This window comes from Paenibacillus dendritiformis, assembly GCF_945605565.1.
Taxonomy (GTDB): domain Bacteria; phylum Bacillota; class Bacilli; order Paenibacillales; family Paenibacillaceae; genus Paenibacillus_B; species Paenibacillus_B dendritiformis_A.
Map to the genome: position 1 here is coordinate 5547325 of NZ_OX216966.1, position 22906 is coordinate 5570230.

Genomic DNA, 22906 nt, shown 5'->3' on the forward strand with positions numbered 1-22906 from the left:
TCTAAAGCCGTTCTTCCATCTTTTTAATGAGACCAATGACGGCTCCTGTGTACTTCTCGCCTTGTTCTGGCTCCGCTGCTTTTACCTCATCGAGCGCCACGAGCAGCCCCTTAAAGCACTCCACCAGTGCCTCGAAGCGTACCCGGAACTTCATCGTCGCCTCGCCGCTTGACTGCGCCGCCTTCTTCCGCAGCTCCTCGAGCTCCTTCTCGACAGCTTCCGGTACCTTCTCCGTCACGGCCACGTCGATCGGCTTCTCCTTCAGCTCTTTCTCCAACTGCTTAATCCGGAGTCTGGCCTCCTGCATTTCAGCCTTCAGGCGCGCCTCTTCTTCCTCATCAAAATCCGCCTGCGCTTCCTTCAGCTTCTCGTTGAGCTCCTGCAGGGCTGCGCGCTCCTTCCCCGCTGCCTTCAACTGCTTCTCAAGCTGCTTTTTCTCTTTGATAACCTTCTGTAATTCTCGTGCTGATTTATCTTCATTCTCGGCAGCAACCTGCTCCCGTTCCTCTGACGGCACTCCAAGCAGAGCAAGCGCCTTCGTATAACTCAAATTCTCAAGCGCTTGCGAATTTGAACCATAATCGTCAGCCAAGCGCATGAAGTTATTCGCGGTAGACTGGCTGTAGTCGACATTATCCCGCAGCCAGTTCCCCCATTCTCCGTGGGGCACCAGTTCCTTGGCCTCACTTAGCCTCTTGCCGATTTCTACCGCACTGCGGAGCACGATCTCCCTGGCCTGCGCATCGATGCCGCGTATCTCGGCTGCGATAATGTCCGCCGTTCTCGTCGATAGCTGCGTCATACGGCTACCCCCTTGACTTTAATTGGCTTTTTCTTTTTAAGCTTCACAGAAATGAACCGATCGACGAAATCCCTTACTTCCGGTGTCATTGAGCAATTTTCATAACCGCGACACTGAAAAACTTGACCTCCCGAAACCTCCATAGTGTAAAAAGGCTTATCTGGTTCAGAGACCCGGCGGATAAAGAGCAGGTCACATTTTCCGTCTGCATAGTTCTTTGCGTAACCTCCGACACAATGGCTTAGTTCTTTCCCTTCTCGGAACAGCTCCACGCTAGTCATTGCTGGCCGAATAACTAACCCGTTATATTCAAATTGATATAACTTATTAAGCTTTTCCAGTCGATTGGCGATCCGAATGTTCAGAGCCCTGTCCTCTTTATACTTCACTTTCTCGAGTGTCTTCTGATGCGCCGAATGAAGGTCATTCGGGTAACATACCGCTTGAGATGCCATATCCATCCCAAGCTTCTTGCAATCGTTGAGATAATCTCTCCAGTCACGCAATACAGAAGATGCGCTGGAGTAATATTTACTAGCTCCCGGCCGTTCCAATTGTTTGAGTATATATTTAATGGCTTGATTGACAGTATGGGAAATACCCAATGACTTGAGGCTGTCCTGATTCTCTTCGAATGTAAGATCTCTAAGCTTGTTTGCTTGGTCAAATGAAACATTTATGCCTTTCTTTCTATAAAATCGGTAGCTATGAAGCATCAAAGGTATGTTTGTAGTGTTGACGGTTCGCATCTCCCGAATCTCTTGCTTAGAGAGCTTGAACACTTTCTCCATTGTTGCACCCCGCCAGTTAATGGCGTTGTAGGTATAGTGGCCGTTAATTTTCGCCTCAATAAGACTCGATAGGCCCAACTTAACAAGATACTCTATGCATGGATATTTCGCGGCCAGCGCAAAAAATTTCACAAGATCCGTTCTCGGCTCGCCTGCACGGCGTTCATAAGAAAACAACCCACAATAGTCCACCTCACCTTCGCGCCGGTGAGTCAACATTTCCTCCCAGCCGCTGTATTGAAATGGTGTCCCATGAACGGCCTCGCGTACATTTTCCTTATCTAAATAGAATGGGGGCCGCCTCATAGCATTTGACAGTTCAGTGATGATAGAGCTCGGGCTATAAAAATGATTGCCCCAAGGATGGCGTCGCCTCATATGAGCTTCGCCGAAGCGAGCCTTTCCTTTTGCTTTTGGATCCCCAGGAATAAAGAGATATTCCGCTTGCACATAAAACTGCGTGTTTACTTCCCTATAATCTCCTGTGTAATCCCGCTTTACATATATGCCGTGAGCTACTACTGCCTTGGGATTAATGAGTGACTTGTCATACCAGACTAAATAAGCATCATCAATTAGCCGGCTTCTCCCTCTCCCACTCGCCTTAACCGTACAGAACGATCCGCATTTCTCGCACATCTCCGTTTTTCCGTGGCGAAAACCTTTGGTCAGGTACTCTTTTTTACAATGGGTACAGTAGCCATATTGGAAACCACCCATTCGACGAGTAAAGATATAGCGGCTATCTCGTAAAGCCACATCAACAACATAAGTGTTTAACTCATCGCTAACCTGATTAGGCAGGTGGGCTGCAAAGTCTTTTGACATCTTCGCCCCTCCTTACTTCAACAACTCATCAAGATCGACATCGAAGTCATCAACGACAGGTATCTCCACTTTTGCCGGAGCCGCTGGCACGACCGAGGCCGCGTCTGTCGACTTAATGCCGTAGTACTCGAACACAACGGCGAAGCCTTCCTGTGGTGTAAGCATGGCCACGTTGCCTTTACGCTTCTTCTCTGCGGCCTTGCGCATGGCTTCCAGACTCTTCCCGATCGACTTTTCCTTGGCCATAATCTTGTCAGCATCTCCAGGGTGCGCATCGATATAGTTAAGCAGGTATTGCCCAACAAACTGCACGTAATCATTATCCTTAGCTCCGGCCATCTCTGCCTGGAGCTTTGCTTTTGCCTGTTCTAGCATCCCAGTTCCTCCTATCAGTCCTTTTGATAGAAATCACACTCAAAGCCCGCAGCCTGGAGTGGCAGCCCTGGCGCCCAATCAATCGGCCGCCCCATAATCTCCGTAACATGCTCCACGGATCCAGTGCCTACCGGCACATCCAGTACAACCTCGTCATGCACATGCATCACAATCTCGTATCCTTCCGCAGCGAGCCGTGTCATCGCGACGGCCAGGCAATCCCGTGCAATCGCTTGGACCAGATTCTCCACCAGTCGGCCGCCATACGTTCGGTGCGACATCCACTTTTTCTTGACCTGGTCCATGCCGTCGAAGACGATGCCATCCTTGCCGAAATTCGGATCCGGCTTGATTCGCGGATTCACGTATGCCAGGCTGCGGCCGCTCGGAAGATCCGCGAACAACATGCCCGCCTCGTAGCGGTACTGAACCCCGTGCGCCAGCTTGACGGCCGTCTTCTCTCGTACAGCGGTTACAGCGGCTTCCTCGGCTTTGTACCAGAGCCTTCTTATATTCGGGTTCGCGTCCCTCCATTGCTTGACAAGGCGCGGATAATCGTCCGGGTCAATCTCCTTTTTTGAGTCCATAGCAGCCATTGCATTCGGGCCGCCTTGGTAACCACAAGCCAGTACAGCTACTTTACCGGGTGCACGATATCTATAGTTTTCATGCCCTTTGACAATCGTCTCGAACGGTATTCCAAACATCTGCGACGCCGTGGCTTCGTATATCTTGCCGTGGCCACGGAAGACTTCCAGGACCCATTGCTCATCTGCCAGCCAGGCAACGACGCGAGCCTCGATAGCTGAAAAGTCACTGACGATGAAGCGACAGCCCGCCGCCGGGATGAATGCGGTACGGATGAGCTGGGACAGTACAAAAGGCGGCGCGCCGTAGAGCATCTCAAGCAGTTCGAAGTCACCGCTGCGCAGCGTCTCCCGTGCCAGCGTCAGGTCTTCGATTTTGTTCTGCGGCAGGTTCTGAACTTGGATGAGCCTCCCCGCCCAGCGCCATGTCCGGTTGGCACCGCAGAATTGCAGCAGCCCCCGGGCGCGGCCGTCACTGCAGATCGACCGATGCATGGCGTTGTATTTGTCCACGCTCGTCTTGCCCATCTCCTGCCGGAGCTCCAACGCTCGGCTTGTCTCGTCATCCGGCGCCGCATCCAGCAGCGCAGGCATATGCTCCTTCGCAAGACTCCCCGCCTCCAGGCCGTGCTCTGCAAGCCATGCCTTGAGCTGCACGTCGCTATTCGGGTTGTCCAACCCGGTCAGCTCCTTGGCCTCTTCTGTCAATCGCGCCCCATATTCTGCATCACAGGCGATAGCTGCATTGAAGAGCTCAGGATCCAGATGGACTCCCCGATCGTTGATTTGTTGGTCCAACGCCCACAGGTGCCACTCGTGTACTGGCACGGGGAAGCGCTCCAGCTTACGGCGGATCGCTCTTTCAACGACAACGTCCTGCCTGTTGTATTCGATATACTGCTGCCATTTCTCAGGATCATGGTGCGGATAGTTTCGAGTCCGTTTCCCGTTAGCCTTTGTCGGCTTACACGGTACGGAGAAGTACTTAATCAACGCCTTGCCCTTAGCGTCCTTCTGGGCCGAGAGTTTCAGCACGTCGGCCACTCCTTCCAGATACCCCGGCAACCCCAGCGTCAGCGCGTGAACAGCTGTGCATCGCCAATAATCCGGGTTGCAATCAATGCCGAAATACCGGGAGAGCGCTGTCCGCTCAAATCCAGCATTAAATGCCGTCTTGATTACGTCGGAGCGCAAAGCATCCATTACATCCTTCGGGACGTCCTCGAACGCGGTCAGGTCGATAACTTCAACCGGATCGTCGTCAAAGGCGAAGCCGAACAACAGAATCTCGAAATCTGGCGCTTCTACATATCGATGAACGCCGCACTTCTTTAGGTCCACACTGCTGAACGTTTCAAGGTCGATTTGCAGGACAGTCATGGCTGGCGTCGGCTCTCATCCGAAAGGCTTGATAGTGAAGAAGGGCTTATCTTGTCTTTGACCACCTGCTCTAACTCTTGAATTCTATATGCCATTGCCAAAATCAGATTATCACCAACAAGGTTCCGCCATTCTTCCCCGTATCGAAGCGCTTTGAAGATATTTTTTGACCAATCGATAACGATCTCGTATTTTTCATTCACCGTTACACGCTCTTCTTGCACAGGTCTCAACCTCCCGAAAATATTGATAGGAAAGGGGATCCATTACTGAATCCCCTAAAAATGCACTAGCCTAAAAAATCCTCGTCGTCGTCAACGTCATCGATGTCGAAATCCTCATCGCCAAAGTCATCATTTACGCTGCTACGGCCGCCCAGGAAGTCACCATCCTGCACTTTCACGATGTTGTTCAAGCCAGCAGCGATACCCTTATTCCCTTTCGTGTCGAAAAGATAGAAGTTGACAGACACCTTAGCGTAGCAGCCGCTATAAACCTCTGTTGTGTCAGTAATCTCCTGAAACTTCGTTTTTCCATCGGAGCCTTTCCCGATCGGCTTGGCAATACCCGGTTTGTTCTTGCTAGATGCGTTGAAGAAATAATGGCCAGCATAAGCCTCGTCATCCGGGCGTTCCTCATCCCCATCCCGAAGCGGTGTATGGAATTTAGCCGGAAGTTTCCCGTTATACTTCGCTTTTGCCTGCTCTTTCAGCAGGTCGGTGGCAGCCTTAATTTTGCGCAATGTCTCCTTATCATCTTTTGGGATCAAAATCGAAACGCTATATTTCGGGTCTCCCCCGTCAACAGATTGCGGTTCCCAAACATTCGCATAGCTCAGACGTACCTTGCCCGTAATTACCTTTGTTGATTGGTTATCAATTGTCATTTGCACATTTCCCCTTTTCATTGATTTGAAAGTTGCTACAGGCCATTTGCCTGAAGTCATCATGTCCACGTGGTAATCCGCTATTTCACCCATTAGCTACACCTCAAACCCCACGTCGGCAAACTCATCTTCCAAGCTGTTCAACTCCGCGCGTGGGTCCGTCTCCGGAACAAGCACTGGTTTACCGGGCGGCTTAATAATCAGTTCGTCCAGGAGCTTTGCCAGCTCTTTCTTGCCGATCCGTTTCTCCAGCTCGCCGATGCCGCGAAGCTCCCGCGGTTTGAGATATTTGTCCGGCTCCAAGTTCGCCTCTTCAAGAGTCTTCCAAGCTACGTCTTTGTCAGAAATGACCCTATTGCTCCGGCCTTCAACAAGCTTCCATTGCGGGATCCGCTTCCCAACTTTCGCCTGTTCGAAGGCATAGTCAGCGACATCCTTCGCCCACGCTTGCAACTGCTCGGCAACAAAAAGAATCGATCCGATTTCTTCATTAGAAAGCAATGCCGGATCCTGAAACTCGTAAACCAACGCCTTCATGTTCTCATCAGCACGGGCTCGGCAGTTCCCTTTCACCTTGCACCAGCGGCAGTGGCTGCCTGCCTTAAATCCCCCCTCGCCGGCGTAGGCCAGCGCCGCAGCAGGCTTGACCACAGTCTCCGCCCATTCCAGCAGGCCATCGATTGGCATAGTGTCCGTGCTGACACTATCCAGACGCGGCTGCACAATGGTCATGCGGACCTCTTGAATATCAAACATCCAGTTGTAAGCAGACCAGGCGCCAAGGGCATATAGCCGTATCTGCGGATTACCGACCGCGCTGACCTGTTGGCCTTTCCCGTATTTCAGATCAATTATTTCAAGCACGTCGTCCGATATCAGGACCACGTCACCAGTGCCGTAACCCTCCGGTACCCACTTTGTAAAATCCAGGCGCTCCTCAAGTGAAACGATGGCATCCGAAGATCGGGCCTTTGCCTCCAAAAAGCGTTCTTCGACAAAGTCAACATATTCCTGGACAGCGTTCTCCATTTCTGCATTGTAATATTGGTTAACCGCTATAAAAAACTGCAATCCTGCTTCCAATTCGGCTCGACGTTTGGAATTGCACGGTTTTATGCTACGGCTCAGCTTCAACTCAGCAAGCTCATGCGCCGCTGTCCCCTCGTCTGCGTACTCGCTGCGCTTATCTTCTATGTGCTCACAAAGCCGGGCACTCGGCGGGCAGTTGATCCACCGTTCAGCCCCTGATCCTCCGAGTAAGGCGTGATCACGTTCAGCATGCGCCGGCTGTGTCATAGTGCTTTTAATCGTGCCAGGAACGCCGCCCGCTGCTCTTCTTGTACTGCGGTAATGTTCTTACTGCCAAACTCGTCAAGCAGAGCCTTTACGGCTTTCTTCCCTTCTACCGTCTTGCCCTTAGCAGCAGCGACCTCTCGCAGCTCCTCCACAGTAGGAATGTCTTCTCCCCCGTCGCTACCTTCCTCCTCGGTGACATCTGGCTTTTCTGGTTCCTCCTGCTTCTTCGCCGCCTCCGCTTTTGCGGTGCGCTGGCGTTTAGGTTTCTCCTCCTGGACCGGGGCAGCTTCGAAGGTGGATACCTTTTGCCCCGAGATAGCTGCAGCTAAGACAGAAAGCTCCTGAATGGATTCGGCAGCATCGGCGCCGTTGATCGTGATTTGTACAGGCATGATAAGTCCTCCTATGATAAAATGATGAAGTGTGATACAATGGCGGTGAAAAATGTGTTTTCTTTGTAGCTCCGCGCGGCTCCTACCCCGCTTGGAGCTGTTTTTCATTTTCTAGACTGTCTTTAGCCCGTCGGTATTGCTGGCGGTACATCTCTCGAGCCCGGCTGCATTGTGTTGTATCCCGCAGCTGTAGCAAGTTACCCAGACTACGAAGGCGTTGCTTTCTCGACATGTCCACTCACCTCCTTATCAGAATCACAGGTAAGGATGAGGGTTTCTGCATCTTGCAGAAAGCCTTAAAACCCAGCCAGTTCATCGTCAAAATTTGAAGCCCATCTTCTCGGCCTCGATGGTCGCCCAGGTCACAAACGGGAGCCAATCCGCATCGATTCCGGACTGAATATACCGAGTAGCCAGGCGGTCCAGCAGCTCGTCAGGAATATTCATATGGCTTCGTCCTCCCTTACATCGTTGGTTGTTCCTTCAGCCACTGCTCCAGGAAACTCCGTGTTTCCCTTGCCGGAAACAGCCATTTTGTTCTCACCTTCCTTTTTGGGAAACGGGAGTCGAAGAAGAAGGTATCCTGAATGAAGTTCCAGCTCATACACGTTCGCCGCTGTAACTCCGCCGAGTCCCAGAATACATACTCACCGTCTACTTCCTTGAGAAACGCTTCGATTTTTTCACGACACATTTCTTTAACATGAGATTCATCAACTTGAACCGTTACCAGGCTCATGACGCGGCCTCCCTTTCTATTATTGGGAGGATCCCTTCTTGTTTAAGTAGGTCGTAGATGAAAAGCCGTCCTTTTTGGGTCCATTTAGTGCTTACACGCGATTTATCAGCGTCGATGACATGTGTAGTTGTCTGCGTGTAACCTTTATCCTGGTATTTCGCGTAGAGCAGCCAGATGTCGCCTTGCTTGTATTGAACGCCAAGCTCATATAATTTCTGATTGAGAGCTCTAGCACTCAAGCCGTAATCCTTAGCGATTTTAGATACTGACAATAAAGATTTGTTTTGCAGTACCATGTCATAATAGGAAGCTTTCGGCTGCAACTCATGGACCTGCTGTGTAAGTACGAGGTTATCAGTCGTCAAGGCTGCTACCTTTCTTTCGAGGTACTCGTGAGCCCGCTTAATGACCATTTCCGGACTGTTCCATCTACGCTCCAGCTCAAGGAAATACTGCCGGGCTTGCTTCCCCTTCTCATTGCGCTGAATCATGGATATTTCCTTGGCCATCTCGATTTTGATGTGGTGGTCAATGTAGGTTGATTCATTGCCTTGAGCTGTTACTCTTTTTTGAGTAACAGTTACGAAGTCGATGCTTTCAGTAAATCCGTATTCAATCATGCGTACAATCCAATCGTTATAGCGAGTTTTAACCTCTAAAAACTCATGAAGATCGCGACCACTCACAAGCAGATTACCCTGCTCATTCGATTGCGTTGGAATCAAATCGTTCATTGATTTAGCTCGCTTTCCATGCCGAGCATTTTTGCGATTGCCGGCTTATACTTCTTTCCTTTCCTCGTGCCTTTGAAGATTTCCGAGACATACGTACAGGAAATACCTAACTCCCTTGCGATGTGAACCATCTTGATGTCCTTTTGAAGCATGATTTTTCTGGCTTCTGCTCCGAACTCAGTGTAGTGCGGCATTTTTCCTAACCTCCTTGTAAAAGTTTGTAAAAATAACAGCTTAATTGTTGACATCAAGTCGCAAATGTACTACCATTGTGAAAAAGGCATAACCAAATAATAATCGTTGGGGGACGATTTTTTAAAAGTGGGTTATGAACCCTCTGGTTTTTTGTTGCCTTTTTCGCCTTAGATTAAGCTGTTGACAATAGTATAGTGCTATATTTCCTACCTGTCAATATATAAGTGCTAAATTTAAGACTTTGATGTAAAGGAGTTTGAGTTATGTCTTTAGTAAGACGTATTCAAGAATTATGTGGTAGTAAAAACACTACCCTGATTGGATTAGAAAGGGAGATTGGGCTTGGTAGAGGAACTATCCGTAATTGGGATAAAAATTCCCCTTCAATTGATAAAGTACAGAAAGTGGCTGAATACTTTGGTGTCTCTGCTGATTACTTGCTTTACGGGTTCAATAAAGGCGAGTTCACTTCACTTATTAACTTGGTTAGGTATAAAAGATCTATAAAAGAGTTTTCCTTAGATACAGGCATAGATGAGTATTATTTAAATAGGCTTTGTTCGGGTATCGAGTACACGCAGCCTACCATTGATATCGTTTTGAATATCGCAATCAGCAACGACAACGACTGGTTAGTTGATGCCGAATCACTTTTTAAAGCGGCGGGGTACGACCTAAAAGAAATAAGTGGCGATTTACTAACGGATGTACCTCTAGAATTACTGCATCATTACCAAGAGCAGGGCATGTCTGAAACCAAAATGGCGATAGCTTATGCAAAATTCAGAAAAGCTGAGTTAAGAGACGCAATGTCAGAGCCAAGCTATGAGGAGGATATAAATAACGACATCCATACCATCGCTGCCCACCACGACGGAGAAGAATGGACAGAGGAAGAGCTCGAAGAAATTGAGCGATTCAAAGAATTTATCCGCATGAAGAGAGCAAAAGACAAGCAGGAGTGATGTCATGGCATATGAGTTGCTACTGAGAGAGGCGGAACAACAAGGGGTTGACGTGTACGAACTCCCCCTAAAAGGTGGGTTAAAGGGTCTGTACCACAGGAATGCTATTTGCATAAACCGCCGTCTCTCTCGAATAACAGAAAAAACTTGCATCCTTGCCGAGGAGTTAGGGCATTACCATACATCGGCCGGTAACATATTGGATCAATCGGATGTACGCAACCGAAAACAAGAGCAGCGGGCACGTAGCTGGGCATATGAAAGGCTCGTCCCACTAAACACCATTGTACAAGCCCACCGACTAGGGGTCCGTAATCGCTTTGAGCTCGCCGAATACCTCAATGTGACTGAGGAGTTTCTTGAGTCGGTCTTAAAGCGGTATCAAGAAAAATATGGATTATGTGTCCCCGTTGGTAAGTACACCGTCTGCTTTGAACCACTAGGCGTCATAGAATTTTTCGAGTAACCTTCGCGCTTTCTCAGCCGTAAGGCTGTTTAACATACATATAAAACCGAACGCACGTTCCGAGAAAGGAGAATAGTTACAATGGCATCTTTCAGAAAACGCGGCGAAACTTGGGAGTACCGAATAACTTACACCGATCGCCGTACTGGGAAACGAAGGGAGAAAACGAAGGGGGGATTCCTTACCAAGAAAAAGGCTCAACTCGCAGCGGCAAAGGAAGAATTGAAAATCGATCAATTCGGGTTCGCCGAAAATGGGGATCAAAATGTGAAAGAGTACATGGAACAATGGCTCGAAGTATTTAAAAAGCCTGCAGTGAAAATCAACACATATCTCCTTCAGGAACGAAATGTTCGCTTAAACATAATCCCGCGATGGGGCAATTATCAACTTAAAGAGATCACTCGTGTTGAAGTTCAAAAATGGGTTAACGAATTAAGGGACCACTATAGCGAAGGGACCACAAGGAGGATTGTCAGCATTTTGTCCTGCGCGATTGATAATGCAGTTCATGACTTCGGGATCCTACGCGAAAACCCGATCAAGAAAATCAAGGTAACAAAAGACGAATCCGAGGACAAGGATAAGATTAAATATTTTACCGTCAAAGAGTTAGATAAATTCCTCGCGGCATGTGTACCCATCGCAAAAAGCAAATACGGGCATATGAGAAAATATCAAGCCTTGTTCGGGTTGATCTCCAGAACCGGTTTGCGGATCGGCGAAGCTCTGGCTTTAACTTGGGATGATTTTGATTTGAAAGCCGGAACGGTATCCGTCTCGAAAACCTTGACATATCCGCTTAACTCCGATCCACGAGTGACTACTCCAAAAACGAAGAAAAGTAATCGAACAATCAAAATTGATGACGGAACTGTCGAACTGATGAAGAAACATCGCGTGAACATGGCCGAAACCATATTGATGTACCCTAACTTTAAAAAGTCTGACAGGGATCTCGTTTTTCATCAAGAAGATGGCCGGTGGCTGAGAATAAACGTAGTTCGTGAGTATATGAAGGAAGTTTGCAAGCGCGTAGGCTTGCCGTTACTCTCTCCCCATGCTCTCCGGCATTCCCACGCCGTGCATCTGTTGGAAGCTGGAGCAACGATAAAATACGTCGCGGAGCGCCTCGGTCACTCCTCAATCAAGACAACCGAAAGGTATTTACACGTGACCAAGAAAATAGAAAAAGACGCACTTGACCTGTATGCCCGTTATCTTGCGAGATAAATGCGTGGGCAAAACATGGGCAAGTGCGCCCCAATTACTCTAAATACCGCGTAGCATAAAGGTTACCCGATACTGCCTTCCATTTCCAACTTAATGAGACGGTTCATCTCTACCGCATATTCCATCGGCAATTCCTTCGTGAACGGCTCAATGAAGCCCATGACGATCATTTGGGTCGCTTCGTCTTCCGTCAATCCGCGGCTCATCAGATAGAACAGTTGATCCTCCGACACTTTGGATACGGTCGCCTCATGCTCCAATTGAATGTTGTCATTCATGACTTCGTTATACGGAATCGTATCGGACGTGGATTGATTATCCATGATGAGGGTGTCGCATTTGACATTGGCCTTGGAGCCTTCGGAATTCCGGCCGAAGGACGCGATGCCGCGATACGTTACTTTGCCGCCGTGCTTCGAGATCGACTTGGATACAATCGTCGATGTCGTGTCTGGCGCCAGATGCAGCATTTTGGCGCCTGCATCCTGGTGCTGCCCTTTGCCCGCTACCGCGATGGACAATACCGAGCCTTTGGCTCCGCGTCCCTTCAAAATAACGGCAGGGTACTTCATCGTCAGCTTGGAGCCGATGTTGCCATCCACCCATTCCATGTTCGCGTTCTCTTCGCATACCGCACGCTTTGTAACCAGGTTGTAAATATTCGGTGCCCAGTTCTGAATCGTCGTATAGCGAACGCGGGCATTCTTCTTCACAATAATCTCAACGACCGCGCTATGCAGCGAGTTCGTGCTGTAGATAGGAGCCGTGCAGCCTTCTACATAGTGCACGAAGCTGTCTTCGTCGGCGATGATGAGCGTGCGCTCGAATTGCCCCATGTTCTCAGAGTTGATGCGGAAATACGCCTGCAGCGGGATTTCGCATTTGACTCCCTTCGGTACATAGATGAAGCTGCCACCGGACCATACCGCGCTGTTCAACGCAGCGAACTTGTTGTCCGCCGGAGGAACGACCGTGCCGAAGTGCTCCTTGAAAATTTCCGGATGCTCGCGCAAAGCCGAGTCGGTATCCATGAAGATAACGCCTTGCTCTTCGAGATCCTTTTGCATGCTGTGGTAGACGACTTCCGATTCATACTGCGCGGATACGCCGGCCAGGAACTTCTGCTCCGCTTCCGGAATTCCCAGCTTATCGAACGTCTCCTTAATCTCCGCCGGCACTTCCTCCCACGTCTTGCCTTGCTTCTCGGAAGGACGAACATAATATTGAATATCGTCGAAGTCCAACTCATCCAGGTCGCCGCCCCAACGGGGAAGCGGCATCTTCTCAAATTGCTTCAGCGACTTCAAGCGGAAATCGAGCATCCATTCCGGTTCATCTTTAATCTTCGAGATTTCCCGAACGATTTCCGGAGTCAATCCTTTGCCGGATTGGAAAATGGATTGGTGATTATCGCGAAAGCCATATTTATATTCCTCAAGTTCTGGCATTTCTTTCGCCATGGTGCATTACCTCCTCCGTACGTTATCCACGTACATTCTCGCCGTTATTTCGTCGGCTCTTCAATCCCTTTGCGCAGCGCGTTCCAGGCCAGCGTCGCACATTTGATCCGCGCCGGGAATTTGCATACGCCAGACAGTGCTTCAATATCTTCATACTCGTCGAATGTCACGTTCTCGCCTTTCACCATGGAGGAGAATCGTTCAGCCATCTCAATCGCTTCTTCCAACGTTCTGCCCTTGACCGCGTCGGTCATCATCGAGGCGCTCGACATGCTGATCGAGCAGCCCTCTCCGGTAAAACGGGCATCGACGACTTTATTATCCTCTACCATGAGCTGCAAGGAAATACGGTCGCCGCATGTCGGATTGTTCAATTCGATCGTTACCGCATCGGAATCGAACGTACCGCGGTTGCGCGGCTTTTTGTAATGATCCATGATGACGCGCCGGTACAAATCATCCAATTGCATCGCTGAAATACTCCTTTGTTGCCCGCAAGGCTTCTGCCAGACGGTCGATGTCTTCTTCCGTATTATACAGATAGAAGCTTGCTCGCGCCGTCGCGCTTGCCTTCAGCCAGCGCATCAGCGGCTGGCAGCAATGGTGGCCGGCGCGAATGGCAATTCCCTTTGCATCGAGAACGGTCGCCACATCATGCGGATGAACATCATCCAGATTGAAGGTAACGAGACCGATCCGGTTCTTCTTCGGACCGTAAATCGTAATCCCTTCAATCGCGGAGAGCTGTTCGACCGCATATTGGGCCAGCTCATGCTCATGAGCGGCAATGGCGTCCATGCCGACCTCTTCGAGGAACGTAATTGCCGCGGCCAGGCCGACGGCTCCGGCAATGATCGGCGTGCCGCCCTCGAAGCGCCACGGAATCTCTTTCCATGTCGACTCGTACAAGTCAACATGGTCAATCATTTCGCCGCCGAACTCGACAGGTTCCATCTTGTTCAGCAGCTCTTTCTTGCCGTACAATGCTCCAATCCCTGTCGGACCGCACATTTTATGCCCGGACAGCGTGTAGAAATCGCAATCCAAGTCCTGAACGTCAATCCGCATATGCGGCGTGCTCTGCGCCCCGTCGACCACCATCACGGCGCCGTGACGATGCGCGATGGCCGCGATGTCCTTCACCGGATTGATAACGCCCAGCACGTTCGAGGCATACGTGACCGTGACGATCTTCGTCCGATCTGTCACGGTCTGCTCCACGTCCGCCAGGTCAATCGTTCCATCCTCTTGCAGAGGAATATATTTCAACGTAGCGCCGGTTGCCTTCGCAACCTGCTGCCACGGAATGAGATTGCTGTGGTGCTCCATTGGCGTCAGGACGATCTCGTCGCCTTCCTTGCACACGGAGCGGGCATATGAAGAGGCAACTAGATTCAACGCCGTCGTCGTGCCGCGGGTGAACACAATCTCTTCCGGATACCGGGCATGAATGAACCGGGCTACTGTCTCGCGCGCTCCTTCATAAGCATCCGTTGCCCGGGAACCGAGCGTATGCACGCCGCGGTGGACGTTCGCATTGTCCCGTTCGTAATAATCCTGAATAGCACGGATAACCGCTGTCGGCTTCTGCGAAGTAGCCGCATTGTCCAAATAGACGAGAGGGTGACCGTTAATCTCCTGATTCAGTATCGGAAACTGCTTACGAAGCTCGCGCCCTATCATTGTCCTAACTTCCTTTCGATGTAGCGGCGCAGCAGCTCCTGCAGATGCTCGTTCGGCAGTTCGGCCACGACCGGAGCCAGGAACCCGCGAATAATCAGGTTCTCCGCTTCCTCCTTGGATACGCCGCGGGACATCAAGTAATAGACTTGCTCCGGATTCACTTGCCCGGCGGACGCGGCGTGTCCTGCCTTGACGTCATCCTCATCGATAAGAAGAATCGGGTTAGCGTCGCCGCGGGCTTTCGGGCTCAGCATAAGCACGCGTTCGGTCTGCTGTCCGTTCGCTTTGGAAGCGCCCTTCTCGATCTTCGTAATTCCGTTGATGATGGAAGAGGCGGATTCACGCATCACGGCGCGGGTGATCATATCGCTCTCGGAACTGAGGCCGATATGGACGGCCTTCGTCGTAATGTTGAGCTTCTGCTCTCCGTTCCCGACGCAGATCACTTTCGCATCGGAGGTGGAGCCGTTGCCGTTCAGAATCGAGCATGTATCGGAAGCTCCATTGCCATTGTTCATCTCGCCGACGACCCATTCGATACGGCCGTCATTCTCTACGATGGCGCGGCGGAACGAAATATCGGTTGTCGCTTCGCCCAGATGGTGAATCGAAGCGTAGGTCACCTTCGCTCCCGGCTTGACGAATACTTCAACCACGCCGTTGTGCATGACCGGTTCGCTCAACGGGCCGGACACGTAATTATCAACATAGTTCACCCGGCTGTTCACATCCGCCACAATCAAGATATGCGGCGCGAACGTAGCCTTGGAATCATCGGTATAGAACAAAGCTTGCACCGGTATGTCCACTTCTACATTTCGGGGCACGTACAGGAATACGCCGCCGTTCCACAGCGCGGCATGCAGCGCCGCAATGCGGTGCTCTTCAGCCTTAACGGCTTGCATCAGATGCGGCTTCACGAGCTCTTCATGCTCGCGGGCCGCCGTATGCAGATCCGTGAAAATGACGCCTTTGGCAGCCAGCTCGGCGTTCAGCTTGCTGTACACGACTGCGGAATTATGCTGCACCAGCACATTTTCCGGATCCGCTCCTTCGCCGAATACGGCGCGCGCGCCTTCCGGGAGGGCTGCGAAGCTGCCAGCCGCCGCACCTTCGGCATACTGGCCGTATGCCTCCAGATTCCAGCGGTCGATTTTCGTTTTTTCAAATATCGGGTTATCCAGTGTTGCCGCCTTATCCAAGGCCTGCAGCCGGAACTCGGTCAACCATGCCGGTTCATTATTGCGGGCGGAAAGGTTGGCTACCGCATCCCGGTTCACTGGTAAAGTTATTTGCGTGCTCATCGGTTCCATCGCTCCTCCTGTCAATCGAATTGCTGAATGTCGTTAGGCGTCTTGTCCAACCGTCTCATCGGCGATGCCAAGCTCTTCCTTAATCCAGTCGTAGCCTTCTGCTTCAAGCCGCTCTGCCAGCTCAGGTCCGCCGGATTTGACAATACGGCCCTGCATCATGACGTGAACGAAGTCAGGCTTGACGTAGTTCAGCAACCGTTGATAGTGAGTAATAATCAAGAAGCCCCGCTCTTCGCTGCGCATAGCATTCACGCCGTTCGCCACGATTTTCAACGCGTCGATATCCAGACCGGAGTCGATCTCGTCAAGGACGACGATCTTCGGATCGAGCATCATCATTTGAAGAATCTCGTTGCGCTTCTTCTCCCCGCCGGAGAAGCCTTCATTCAAATAACGATGAGCGAACTCTTCATTCATCTCCAATTCCTTCATCTTCGATTCCATCTGGCGGATGAACTTGATGAGGGAGATCTCGTTGCCTTCCCCGCGGCGCGCGTTGATGGCGCTGCGCAGGAAATCGGAATTCGTAACGCCGGCAATCTCGCTCGGATATTGCATCGCAAGGAACAGCCCCGCGCGTGCGCGCTCATCGACATCCATTTCAAGCACTTCTTCGCCGTCAAGTGTCGCGCTGCCTTCGGTTACTTCATATTTAGGGTGGCCCATCAGAGCGGATGCCAGCGTACTCTTCCCTGTTCCGTTCGGCCCCATGATGGCGTGCACTTCCCCGCCCTTCATCGAGAGGCTGATGCCTTTCAGGATCTCTTTACCTTCAATGGTCGCTTTCAAACCATTAATGACGAATTCTGTTGCCATGTGTCGTAACCTCCAGATTGATGGATTTGTTAAAAAGATGTATACTTTAAATTAAAGATTAATCTTCCCCTAGAGCCTTTCTTACATAGTAATCATTATAAAGTGATTATCAATGATTCTCAACATAATATTAGTACATTGGAATATAGAAAGCAACCTTGCAAAAGACAAGCCGCCCCCAACCTGCCTGAGGAAGAAGCCAACATAGCTAATCTGTTCTCCCTTCTGTCCATTCAAACCTTGCATCCTTCTCCGTCCCCCAGCTCAGCCCTGCGGGAACTCCATGAAAGGAACAACCGTTCCCCGTAACCGATTGGGATAGGAAGACATCATTGACTATCCATTTTCGGCAAACCGAAAATATTTATGCACAAGAAGCAGGTGCGGCCTTCGGCAGATGAGGCAAAAATGACTCTGCCGGCCAAGATTGTTTACCTAGGAAACAAAACCATTATAGCATCATCTGATAATGATAATCAATATCACTATTGACATAATCTCGCATCAGTATACTTGAAGCACGAAGAAGCATCCGTCACCATGTGGCAAAGGATGCTTCATCTTCAAGCTATTCTTATTCTTAAGCAGACAGCTGTCCCGGAACTCGCTCCCGGCTTACGCCATCTGATGGACGGCTTTGGAGGCATTGCCCAAGTAGGAGCTCAGCATCCAGATATGCTTCTCCAGATCGCCCTGCATGCCAATGAACATATCGTTGGTCACATTGTCTCCGACGCGGTCGGCTTCCTTCAACGCTTCTCCGAATTCGGTAATCAATTGATTGAAATCATCGATCAATTGCTTGACCATCTCTTCGGCCGTCTCGTTGCCGCGCGCTTCCGGAATCGTCGCGTTCGCCGCATACTCCTTCAGCGTAGCGTAAGGCTTGCCGCCGATCGTAAGCAATCTTTCCGCCACTTCATCCATTTTCTCCGTAATCTCATTATAGAATTCTTCGAACTTCTCATGAAGCGTGAAGAACAAATCGCCTTTTACAAACCAATGGTAGTTATGAAGCTTCACATACATCAGATTCAAGTTGGCTACTTGCTGATTCAACATCTGCTGCAATTTTTGGTTCGACATAAGTAAAACGCCTCCTGATATTTTGATTTATTCCTTGTTGATAATAATTCTAATATAAGAATGAGTTAATTTCAACCCCTTGACGGAAATTTTACATCTTTTTTTACCGTCCCGGAGCCTCGCATCCCTTATCCAATAAGTACCCTTTGCCGGCGCTTTTGAATCCCTCGGCCTTGCCCTGCTCATCCTCCAAATTTAAAGTTTCCATAGGTAAAAAAATCCGATATACTAAATCGCAACAGTCTTGGAGTGCGTTTTTGCACAACCTCATATTATGGAAGATTGTTCATGTTCATTTTATTACCGGGAGGTGCCTGTCTACGATGACTTATCACACAGCTTACCGTCCTTTGGGCCTGGAGGATGCCGTGGCTCTGGCGCACGGGATCGAAGGACTGTTCCCGCCCGATCTGCCTCTTCATTGCGAGGAAATCGGCGATGGCAATTTGAATTTGGTGTTTCGGGTATCCGGCGTTCCGGAGAGAACCGATGTTGCGACTCCCCCCCGACGTATTATTATCAAGCAGGCGCTCCCGTATGCAAAAGTGGTGGGAGAATCGTGGCCGCTCACTTTGGATCGGGCCCGAATCGAAAGCGAAGCCCTGCTGGCTCAAGGAAGGCTCGTCCCTCACCTCGTTCCGAAGGTCTATGCGTACGATCCGGAGCTGGCGCTCACCGTGATGGAAGATCTGAGCGATCATACGATTATGCGCCACGGGCTGATGCAGTCGGCTACGTATCCGCTGTTCGCTGAACATATTGCGGAATTCATGGCTCATACGCTGTTCTTCACCTCTGATCTGGGCTGCAATCAGCAGGAGAAAAAGCGAATCGCGGCTTCGTTCTCCAACCCCGAGCTGTGCAAAATAACCGAGGATCTGATCTTCGACGATCCTTATACCGATTCACCGAACAATAATTGCGAAGAAGCGCTGCGCGAGGATCACCGCAAGCTTCAGGAGGATCAGGCCCTTCATCTCGAAGTGATGCTGCTGCGGGAGAAGTTCCTGACCCAGGCCCAGGCTCTGCTGCATGGCGATCTTCATACGGGAAGCATCTTCGTCACGCCGGACTCGACCAAAGTAATCGACCCGGAATTCGCCTATTATGGCCCGATCGGCTTCGACATCGGCGCGGTCCTGGCCAATCTGCTGCTCAATGCGGCCGGGCATGAATATTGGAGTACGGATGAAGGGGCCCGGAAGCAGCACCGTGACTATTTGCTGGCAACGGCTGAAGCAGTCTGGACCGGGTTCGAGTCCCGCTTCCGCTCGCTGTGGAACGAACACGGCATCGATCGGCTGTCATTTACCCCTGGATATCAGGATCTTTATATGGAACGAATTTTGCAGGATGCGGTCGGTTATGCCGGCTGCAAAATCATTCGCCGGATTGTCGGCCTCTCGCATGTCGCCGATATTGACCGCATTGAGGATGATGCGATCCGGCTGCGGGCGCAACGGATGGCGCTGAGCATCGGCAAGACATTCATCCTGTCCAACCAGTCTGTCCGCTCCATTCGGGAAGCTATCGCGGCAGCCGGGTCGGCCATCGAGGACGAGTACGCCCATAACCGTTCCTAATATAGGGACATCTGAGGACGCTTGTCTGTTCTATTCTTGCCTATGATGATGATTATGCGCGAAGGCGAAAAGCAGCTTGCTTTTCGCCTTCGGTATGTGCGTGCTCCGACGGGAGATTGCCGCTCCGGCCTACACCATCCGCGCGAGCGCTTCTCTCCCCGTCATGCCAACATGAATGCCCCGGTTCTCCGCCTCGACGGTCACCGACTCGAGCGGCGCTTCCAGCAGCTGTTCCAGCGTGCGCACCCCGACGGCACGCCCCGCAACAATGCGGCGATCCTTCAGCTTCTCATTCAACAGCCCGACATCGAGCGCCCCGCACATAATATATCCTTCCTCTGTCGTAATCGCGAGCAGCGTCGTCTTCGGAAGCTTCACTTCAATGCCTAGAACGGTCATGCCGTCCATAGCCATTGGCACTATCTGCATCATTCTGAATTCCCCTTCCGCCCAAGATGATACCATCTTATGCATCCCGCCCCGGAAGGTATCCATAGGAAAATGAAAATCTTTTTCCCAATAATAGTACTTATGGACTATGCTATGATTTTTGTCCCGTATTATAATGGGTTCATCTAGGCTAATTGTCCAGGTTGGAGGAATCAACATGCTGTATCCCATAACATCAACATCTAACGTGTACAAATTTAATGTGGACATCCTGGTCAAAGGCGAATCCAATGCGGCAACGTTGGAGAAGCTGCTCCACCTGCTTCATGCTTCACCGGACGTGCTCGATCTCCGGATCCAATCCGGTGTGGAAATGGGATCCTTGTTGAATCTGATGGAAGCCATGCAGCAGAACAACATGGATGCGACTCCATTTGGCAAGCCAACCGCGACTCGAGGAAGAAACCAGAGCCCCGCCTTGTCGGATACCGGAGGGGAGAAGAAGACCGGAACGGCGGCCGTGCACCCGATTGTCCCAGAATCCCGTCCGACGCCGGTCCCGAATTCCAACAAGACGAATAGCGAGTCTTCGGAACAAGAGCTTCACATCGCGGGAAGCGCCGACTGTCCGGAGAAGAACGGACAAGCTCCTTCCGCCACGCGAATGAGACTGGTTTTGACAGAGCTTCAGATCAAGCGCTACATCGAGCAAAATTCCCTCGTACGGCTTACCGTCAACAAAGGAAAAGGAAAAATGTTGAGCATTCCTTGCCGGATTCTGAATTATGACCCCGTCAATCAGCTGCTGAATGTGTACCATGTCGATGAAAAAAATGTCTATGCCTACCAACTGTTCGAAATCGAATCGATGGATGCCCATAATTAATGCAGTTACGAGAACAGCCGCCACGCAAGTCCCAACGACTTCGCATGGCGGCTGTTGTATGGCAAGCCTATCCTATGTATGTCTCGCAATGTTCGCGGAACAACTGCTCGAACCGCTGGCAGGACAGCGGCGGGCTGAAATAGAACCCCTGAATTTCGTCGCAGTTATGCTTCTGCAGGAAGTGGAGCTGCTCCTCCGTCTCTACCCCTTCGGCAATGACCTGCATATTCATATTGTGCCCCAGGGCGATAATCGCCGACACAATCGCCGCATCATTCGGATCCTGCTGCAGATCGCGGACGAACGAGCGGTCGATCTTCAGGCGATGTATCGGGAAATTTTTGAGATAATGGAGCGAGCTGTAGCCGGTGCCGAAATCGTCAATGCTGATGGCTACCCCCATATCCTTCAACTGCTGCAGCACGGGAGATGCTCTGGGCACGTCCATGGTCATGCTCTCCGTAATCTCCAGATCGAGGTAGGCCGGATCCAATCCGGTCTTGGCCAATACCTCCTCCACCGTCTCCGACAGGTTGTCCATTTCGAACTGGCGAACGGACAGATTGACCGATACCGGTATCGGCGGAAAGCCCTTCTGCTGCCATTCTTTATTTTGCCGGCAGGCTTCTTCAAGCACCCATGTGCCAAGGGCGACAATGAAGCCGTTCTCCTCCGCGATCGGAATAAATTCCCCCGGCGAGATCATTCCGCGCACGGGATGATTCCAACGGACCAATGCTTCCATGCCGACGATGCGCTCCGTATTCATATCGAACTGCGGCTGATAATACAGCTCGAATTCCTCTTCCTTCAGCCCCCGCCGCATGTCATTTTCCAGCGTCAGCCGTTCCAGCGGCCGATCATTCATCTCCGGCACATAGAAGAGGAAGCCGTTCTTCCCCTGTTCCTTCACGCGCGACAGCGCCAGATCCGCTTGCTTCATCGCCTGAGCCCCGTCTATCGAGCCCGGGTTGTCGACCATCGCAATGCCGATGCTCATCGTCACATGAACCGGGACATCGTTCAAGCAGAACGGCTCTTCCAGGACGGACAGCCATTGCATGATCCGCTTATGCACTTCGGCCTCCGATTCCACGAACGTGAAAAAGCAGGCGAATTCATCGCCTTCCATCCGGGCGACCACGTCATTATCTGTCATCGTCCGCAGCAGCCGCTCGGCAATCTGCATCAGCAGCATATCGCCGAAATCCGTGCCGAATGTATCATTAATCCGCTTAAACCGGTCGAGGTCCATGTATAGAACGGCTATCGAGAAGCTCTCATTGACGGCCATCCCGATGGCTTCCTCCAACCGCTGCATGAACATGCGCCGGTTCGGCAGCCCGGTCATATCATCATAATAGGACATGTACCGGATCCGCTCCGCCATATGGCGGTCCGGACTCGGATCCTGCAGGCAGACCGAATAGATCGGCCGGGCCGCCTGGGGGCAGACCCCATCGGCCAGACGGACAACCCGGGCAATCCAATCCTGACGGAAGCCCTCCTTATGGAACCCGGCAAGCGCAAGCTCCTTCTCGCCCCCCGGTTCGAGATTCATCATCGTGTCCAGCAATTTCCGCTTGGAGCACTCATCCATCACCTCGGACAGCGCCGGCATCTCTTCTTCGTAGCCCGTTACGCCGCGGAACGAATGATTCACACCCTTAACCGCGCCATCCCTCTCTATAAAAAAAATCGGAACAGGCACATGATTAACCAAGTATGCCCACTCCGAACCGGCCGGTGCTCTGTTGTCAAGTATACACCGAGTCTGGCGGATTGCCTCCCGCCGAAGCGGCTTCGCCCGCCATTCGGATAGCGTGATGTACGCCACGGCGGCTCCCCATAGGATCCCGATACCGATTCGGAGAACGCCCTCCGACAGCAAAAAGACAACCGCGCCACCGATGCACGTTATGGCCGCCAATAACGATGTAACGCCGAACAGCGACGTTCTTCGCGGTTCCACCCTCGGTTCTTCTATCTGATTATTCACCTTGTACTCTTCCTTCCGGCC

At 51.2% G+C, this 22906-nt stretch carries 25 protein-coding genes; 5 read left to right on the forward strand and 20 right to left on the reverse strand.

What is annotated here, in order from left to right:
• Position 1 precedes the first annotated feature (1 nt).
• From NNL35_RS24935 to NNL35_RS24985, 12 genes are all read right to left on the reverse strand, one after another.
• A complete protein-coding gene (locus tag NNL35_RS24935; protein ID WP_006674965.1) occupies positions 2–802 on the reverse strand; it encodes a DUF3102 domain-containing protein in 801 nt (266 codons plus the stop codon).
• Positions 799–2421 carry a PcfJ domain-containing protein gene (locus tag NNL35_RS24940; RefSeq protein ID WP_006674966.1) on the reverse strand — a complete coding sequence of 541 codons (1623 nt, stop codon included), beginning with the start codon at positions 2419–2421 and terminating at the stop codon, positions 799–801. The genes NNL35_RS24935 and NNL35_RS24940 overlap by 4 nt, the downstream gene beginning before the upstream one ends.
• Positions 2422–2433: 12 nt before the next feature.
• Positions 2434–2796 (reverse strand): hypothetical protein, encoded by a 363-nt coding sequence (locus tag NNL35_RS24945; RefSeq protein ID WP_006674967.1) that lies wholly within the window; start codon positions 2794–2796, stop codon positions 2434–2436.
• Positions 2797–2810: 14 nt separating this feature from the next.
• A complete protein-coding gene (locus NNL35_RS24950; protein ID WP_006674968.1) occupies positions 2811–4763 on the reverse strand; it encodes a DNA polymerase in 1953 nt (650 codons plus the stop codon).
• Entirely contained in the window at positions 4760–4987 is a 228-nt protein-coding gene (locus tag NNL35_RS24955; protein ID WP_006674969.1) for a hypothetical protein, read from the reverse strand. Before NNL35_RS24955 ends, NNL35_RS24950 begins: the two co-directional genes overlap by 4 nt.
• Before the next feature lie 65 nt (positions 4988–5052).
• Positions 5053–5649, reverse strand: coding sequence for a DUF2815 family protein (locus NNL35_RS24960; protein ID WP_040729844.1), 597 nt, complete (start codon positions 5647–5649; stop codon positions 5053–5055).
• A 96-nt stretch (positions 5650–5745) separates the two neighbouring features.
• Complete coding sequence (locus NNL35_RS24965; RefSeq protein ID WP_006674971.1) at positions 5746–6945, reverse strand: DUF2800 domain-containing protein; 1200 nt, start codon at positions 6943–6945, stop codon at positions 5746–5748.
• A complete protein-coding gene (locus tag NNL35_RS24970) occupies positions 6942–7337 on the reverse strand; it encodes a hypothetical protein (RefSeq protein WP_006674972.1) in 396 nt (131 codons plus the stop codon). Before NNL35_RS24970 ends, NNL35_RS24965 begins: the two co-directional genes overlap by 4 nt.
• Positions 7338–7655: 318 nt before the next feature.
• Complete coding sequence (locus tag NNL35_RS30465; RefSeq protein ID WP_276540142.1) at positions 7656–7784, reverse strand: hypothetical protein; 129 nt, start codon at positions 7782–7784, stop codon at positions 7656–7658.
• A 16-nt stretch (positions 7785–7800) separates the two neighbouring features.
• A complete protein-coding gene (locus tag NNL35_RS24975) occupies positions 7801–8070 on the reverse strand; it encodes a group-specific protein (RefSeq protein WP_040729846.1) in 270 nt (89 codons plus the stop codon).
• A 2-nt stretch (positions 8071–8072) separates the two neighbouring features.
• Entirely contained in the window at positions 8073–8810 is a 738-nt protein-coding gene (locus NNL35_RS24980; protein ID WP_006674974.1) for a phage antirepressor Ant, read from the reverse strand.
• Complete coding sequence (locus tag NNL35_RS24985) at positions 8807–9004, reverse strand: helix-turn-helix domain-containing protein (RefSeq protein ID WP_006674975.1); 198 nt, start codon at positions 9002–9004, stop codon at positions 8807–8809. The genes NNL35_RS24980 and NNL35_RS24985 overlap by 4 nt, the downstream gene beginning before the upstream one ends.
• Positions 9005–9268: 264 nt before the next feature.
• Here NNL35_RS24985 and NNL35_RS30755 point away from each other — a divergent pair, with 264 nt between their 5' ends.
• The 3 genes from NNL35_RS30755 (at position 9269) to NNL35_RS25005 (ending at position 11669) form a co-directional block, all read left to right on the forward strand.
• The gene (locus NNL35_RS30755; protein WP_006674976.1) at positions 9269–9970 is read left to right on the forward strand and encodes a helix-turn-helix domain-containing protein; all 702 of its coding nucleotides are present in this window, start codon (positions 9269–9271) and stop codon (positions 9968–9970) included.
• Positions 9971–9974: 4 nt separating this feature from the next.
• Positions 9975–10436, forward strand: a complete 462-nt coding sequence (locus tag NNL35_RS25000) for an ImmA/IrrE family metallo-endopeptidase (protein WP_006674977.1) — start codon at positions 9975–9977, stop codon at positions 10434–10436.
• An 81-nt stretch (positions 10437–10517) separates the two neighbouring features.
• On the forward strand, positions 10518–11669 hold the full coding sequence (locus tag NNL35_RS25005) for a site-specific integrase (protein WP_006674978.1): 1152 nt from the start codon (positions 10518–10520) through the stop codon (positions 11667–11669).
• Between the two features lie 62 nt (positions 11670–11731).
• Here NNL35_RS25005 and sufB read toward each other — a convergent pair whose 3' ends face one another.
• From sufB to NNL35_RS25035, 6 genes are all read right to left on the reverse strand, one after another.
• Positions 11732–13129 (reverse strand): Fe-S cluster assembly protein SufB, encoded by a 1398-nt coding sequence (sufB, locus tag NNL35_RS25010; protein WP_111154113.1) that lies wholly within the window; start codon positions 13127–13129, stop codon positions 11732–11734.
• Positions 13130–13173: 44 nt separating this feature from the next.
• Positions 13174–13599, reverse strand: coding sequence for a Fe-S cluster assembly sulfur transfer protein SufU (gene sufU / locus NNL35_RS25015; RefSeq protein WP_006674980.1), 426 nt, complete (start codon positions 13597–13599; stop codon positions 13174–13176).
• Positions 13586–14812, reverse strand: coding sequence for a cysteine desulfurase (locus NNL35_RS25020; protein ID WP_254553825.1), 1227 nt, complete (start codon positions 14810–14812; stop codon positions 13586–13588). The genes sufU and NNL35_RS25020 overlap by 14 nt, the downstream gene beginning before the upstream one ends.
• Entirely contained in the window at positions 14809–16116 is a 1308-nt protein-coding gene (gene sufD / locus NNL35_RS25025) for a Fe-S cluster assembly protein SufD (RefSeq protein WP_254553826.1), read from the reverse strand. The genes NNL35_RS25020 and sufD overlap by 4 nt, the downstream gene beginning before the upstream one ends.
• 42 nt (positions 16117–16158) lie before the next feature.
• On the reverse strand, positions 16159–16941 hold the full coding sequence (sufC, locus tag NNL35_RS25030; protein WP_006674983.1) for a Fe-S cluster assembly ATPase SufC: 783 nt from the start codon (positions 16939–16941) through the stop codon (positions 16159–16161).
• Positions 16942–17556: 615 nt separating this feature from the next.
• The gene (locus NNL35_RS25035) at positions 17557–18027 is read right to left on the reverse strand and encodes a Dps family protein (protein ID WP_006674984.1); all 471 of its coding nucleotides are present in this window, start codon (positions 18025–18027) and stop codon (positions 17557–17559) included.
• A 323-nt stretch (positions 18028–18350) separates the two neighbouring features.
• On the opposite strand from NNL35_RS25035, the gene mtnK reads away from it, so the two are divergent.
• A complete protein-coding gene (gene mtnK / locus NNL35_RS25040) occupies positions 18351–19610 on the forward strand; it encodes an S-methyl-5-thioribose kinase (protein WP_254553827.1) in 1260 nt (419 codons plus the stop codon).
• Positions 19611–19739: 129 nt separating this feature from the next.
• Here the strand turns inward: mtnK and NNL35_RS25045 are convergent, their stop codons facing one another.
• A complete protein-coding gene (locus NNL35_RS25045) occupies positions 19740–20042 on the reverse strand; it encodes a YunC family protein (RefSeq protein ID WP_254553828.1) in 303 nt (100 codons plus the stop codon).
• 205 nt (positions 20043–20247) lie between these two features.
• Here NNL35_RS25045 and NNL35_RS25050 point away from each other — a divergent pair, with 205 nt between their 5' ends.
• Positions 20248–20886, forward strand: coding sequence for a hypothetical protein (locus NNL35_RS25050; RefSeq protein ID WP_420832865.1), 639 nt, complete (start codon positions 20248–20250; stop codon positions 20884–20886).
• A 67-nt stretch (positions 20887–20953) separates the two neighbouring features.
• Here the strand turns inward: NNL35_RS25050 and NNL35_RS25055 are convergent, their stop codons facing one another.
• On the reverse strand, positions 20954–22885 hold the full coding sequence (locus NNL35_RS25055) for a putative bifunctional diguanylate cyclase/phosphodiesterase (RefSeq protein ID WP_254553830.1): 1932 nt from the start codon (positions 22883–22885) through the stop codon (positions 20954–20956).
• Positions 22886–22906 lie beyond the last annotated feature (21 nt).

Bases quoted from the DNA above. Each gene is read 5' to 3' on its own strand.
- sufU (WP_006674980.1), bottom strand. From the start codon at position 13,599: ATGCAATTGGATGATTTGTACCGGCGCGTCATCATGGATCATTACAAA.
- NNL35_RS24940 (WP_006674966.1), bottom strand. From the start codon at position 2,421: ATGTCAAAAGACTTTGCAGCCCACCTGCCTAATCAGGTTAGCGATGAG.
- NNL35_RS25000 (WP_006674977.1), top strand. From the start codon at position 9,975: ATGGCATATGAGTTGCTACTGAGAGAGGCGGAACAACAAGGGGTTGAC.
- sufD (WP_254553826.1), bottom strand. From the start codon at position 16,116: ATGAGCACGCAAATAACTTTACCAGTGAACCGGGATGCGGTAGCCAAC.
- NNL35_RS24935 (WP_006674965.1), bottom strand. From the start codon at position 802: ATGACGCAGCTATCGACGAGAACGGCGGACATTATCGCAGCCGAGATA.
- NNL35_RS25020 (WP_254553825.1), bottom strand. From the start codon at position 14,812: ATGATAGGGCGCGAGCTTCGTAAGCAGTTTCCGATACTGAATCAGGAG.
- NNL35_RS25045 (WP_254553828.1), bottom strand. From the start codon at position 20,042: ATGATGCAGATAGTGCCAATGGCTATGGACGGCATGACCGTTCTAGGC.
- sufB (WP_111154113.1), bottom strand. From the start codon at position 13,129: ATGGCGAAAGAAATGCCAGAACTTGAGGAATATAAATATGGCTTTCGC.
- NNL35_RS24985 (WP_006674975.1), bottom strand. From the start codon at position 9,004: ATGCCGCACTACACTGAGTTCGGAGCAGAAGCCAGAAAAATCATGCTT.
- NNL35_RS24945 (WP_006674967.1), bottom strand. From the start codon at position 2,796: ATGCTAGAACAGGCAAAAGCAAAGCTCCAGGCAGAGATGGCCGGAGCT.
- NNL35_RS30755 (WP_006674976.1), top strand. From the start codon at position 9,269: ATGTCTTTAGTAAGACGTATTCAAGAATTATGTGGTAGTAAAAACACT.
- sufC (WP_006674983.1), bottom strand. From the start codon at position 16,941: ATGGCAACAGAATTCGTCATTAATGGTTTGAAAGCGACCATTGAAGGT.
- NNL35_RS30465 (WP_276540142.1), bottom strand. From the start codon at position 7,784: ATGAATATTCCTGACGAGCTGCTGGACCGCCTGGCTACTCGGTATATT.
- NNL35_RS24950 (WP_006674968.1), bottom strand. From the start codon at position 4,763: ATGACTGTCCTGCAAATCGACCTTGAAACGTTCAGCAGTGTGGACCTA.
- NNL35_RS24960 (WP_040729844.1), bottom strand. From the start codon at position 5,649: ATGACAATTGATAACCAATCAACAAAGGTAATTACGGGCAAGGTACGT.
- NNL35_RS25035 (WP_006674984.1), bottom strand. From the start codon at position 18,027: ATGTCGAACCAAAAATTGCAGCAGATGTTGAATCAGCAAGTAGCCAAC.
- NNL35_RS25005 (WP_006674978.1), top strand. From the start codon at position 10,518: ATGGCATCTTTCAGAAAACGCGGCGAAACTTGGGAGTACCGAATAACT.
- mtnK (WP_254553827.1), top strand. From the start codon at position 18,351: ATGACTTATCACACAGCTTACCGTCCTTTGGGCCTGGAGGATGCCGTG.
- NNL35_RS24965 (WP_006674971.1), bottom strand. From the start codon at position 6,945: ATGACACAGCCGGCGCATGCTGAACGTGATCACGCCTTACTCGGAGGA.
- NNL35_RS24980 (WP_006674974.1), bottom strand. From the start codon at position 8,810: ATGAACGATTTGATTCCAACGCAATCGAATGAGCAGGGTAATCTGCTT.
- NNL35_RS24970 (WP_006674972.1), bottom strand. From the start codon at position 7,337: ATGCCTGTACAAATCACGATCAACGGCGCCGATGCTGCCGAATCCATT.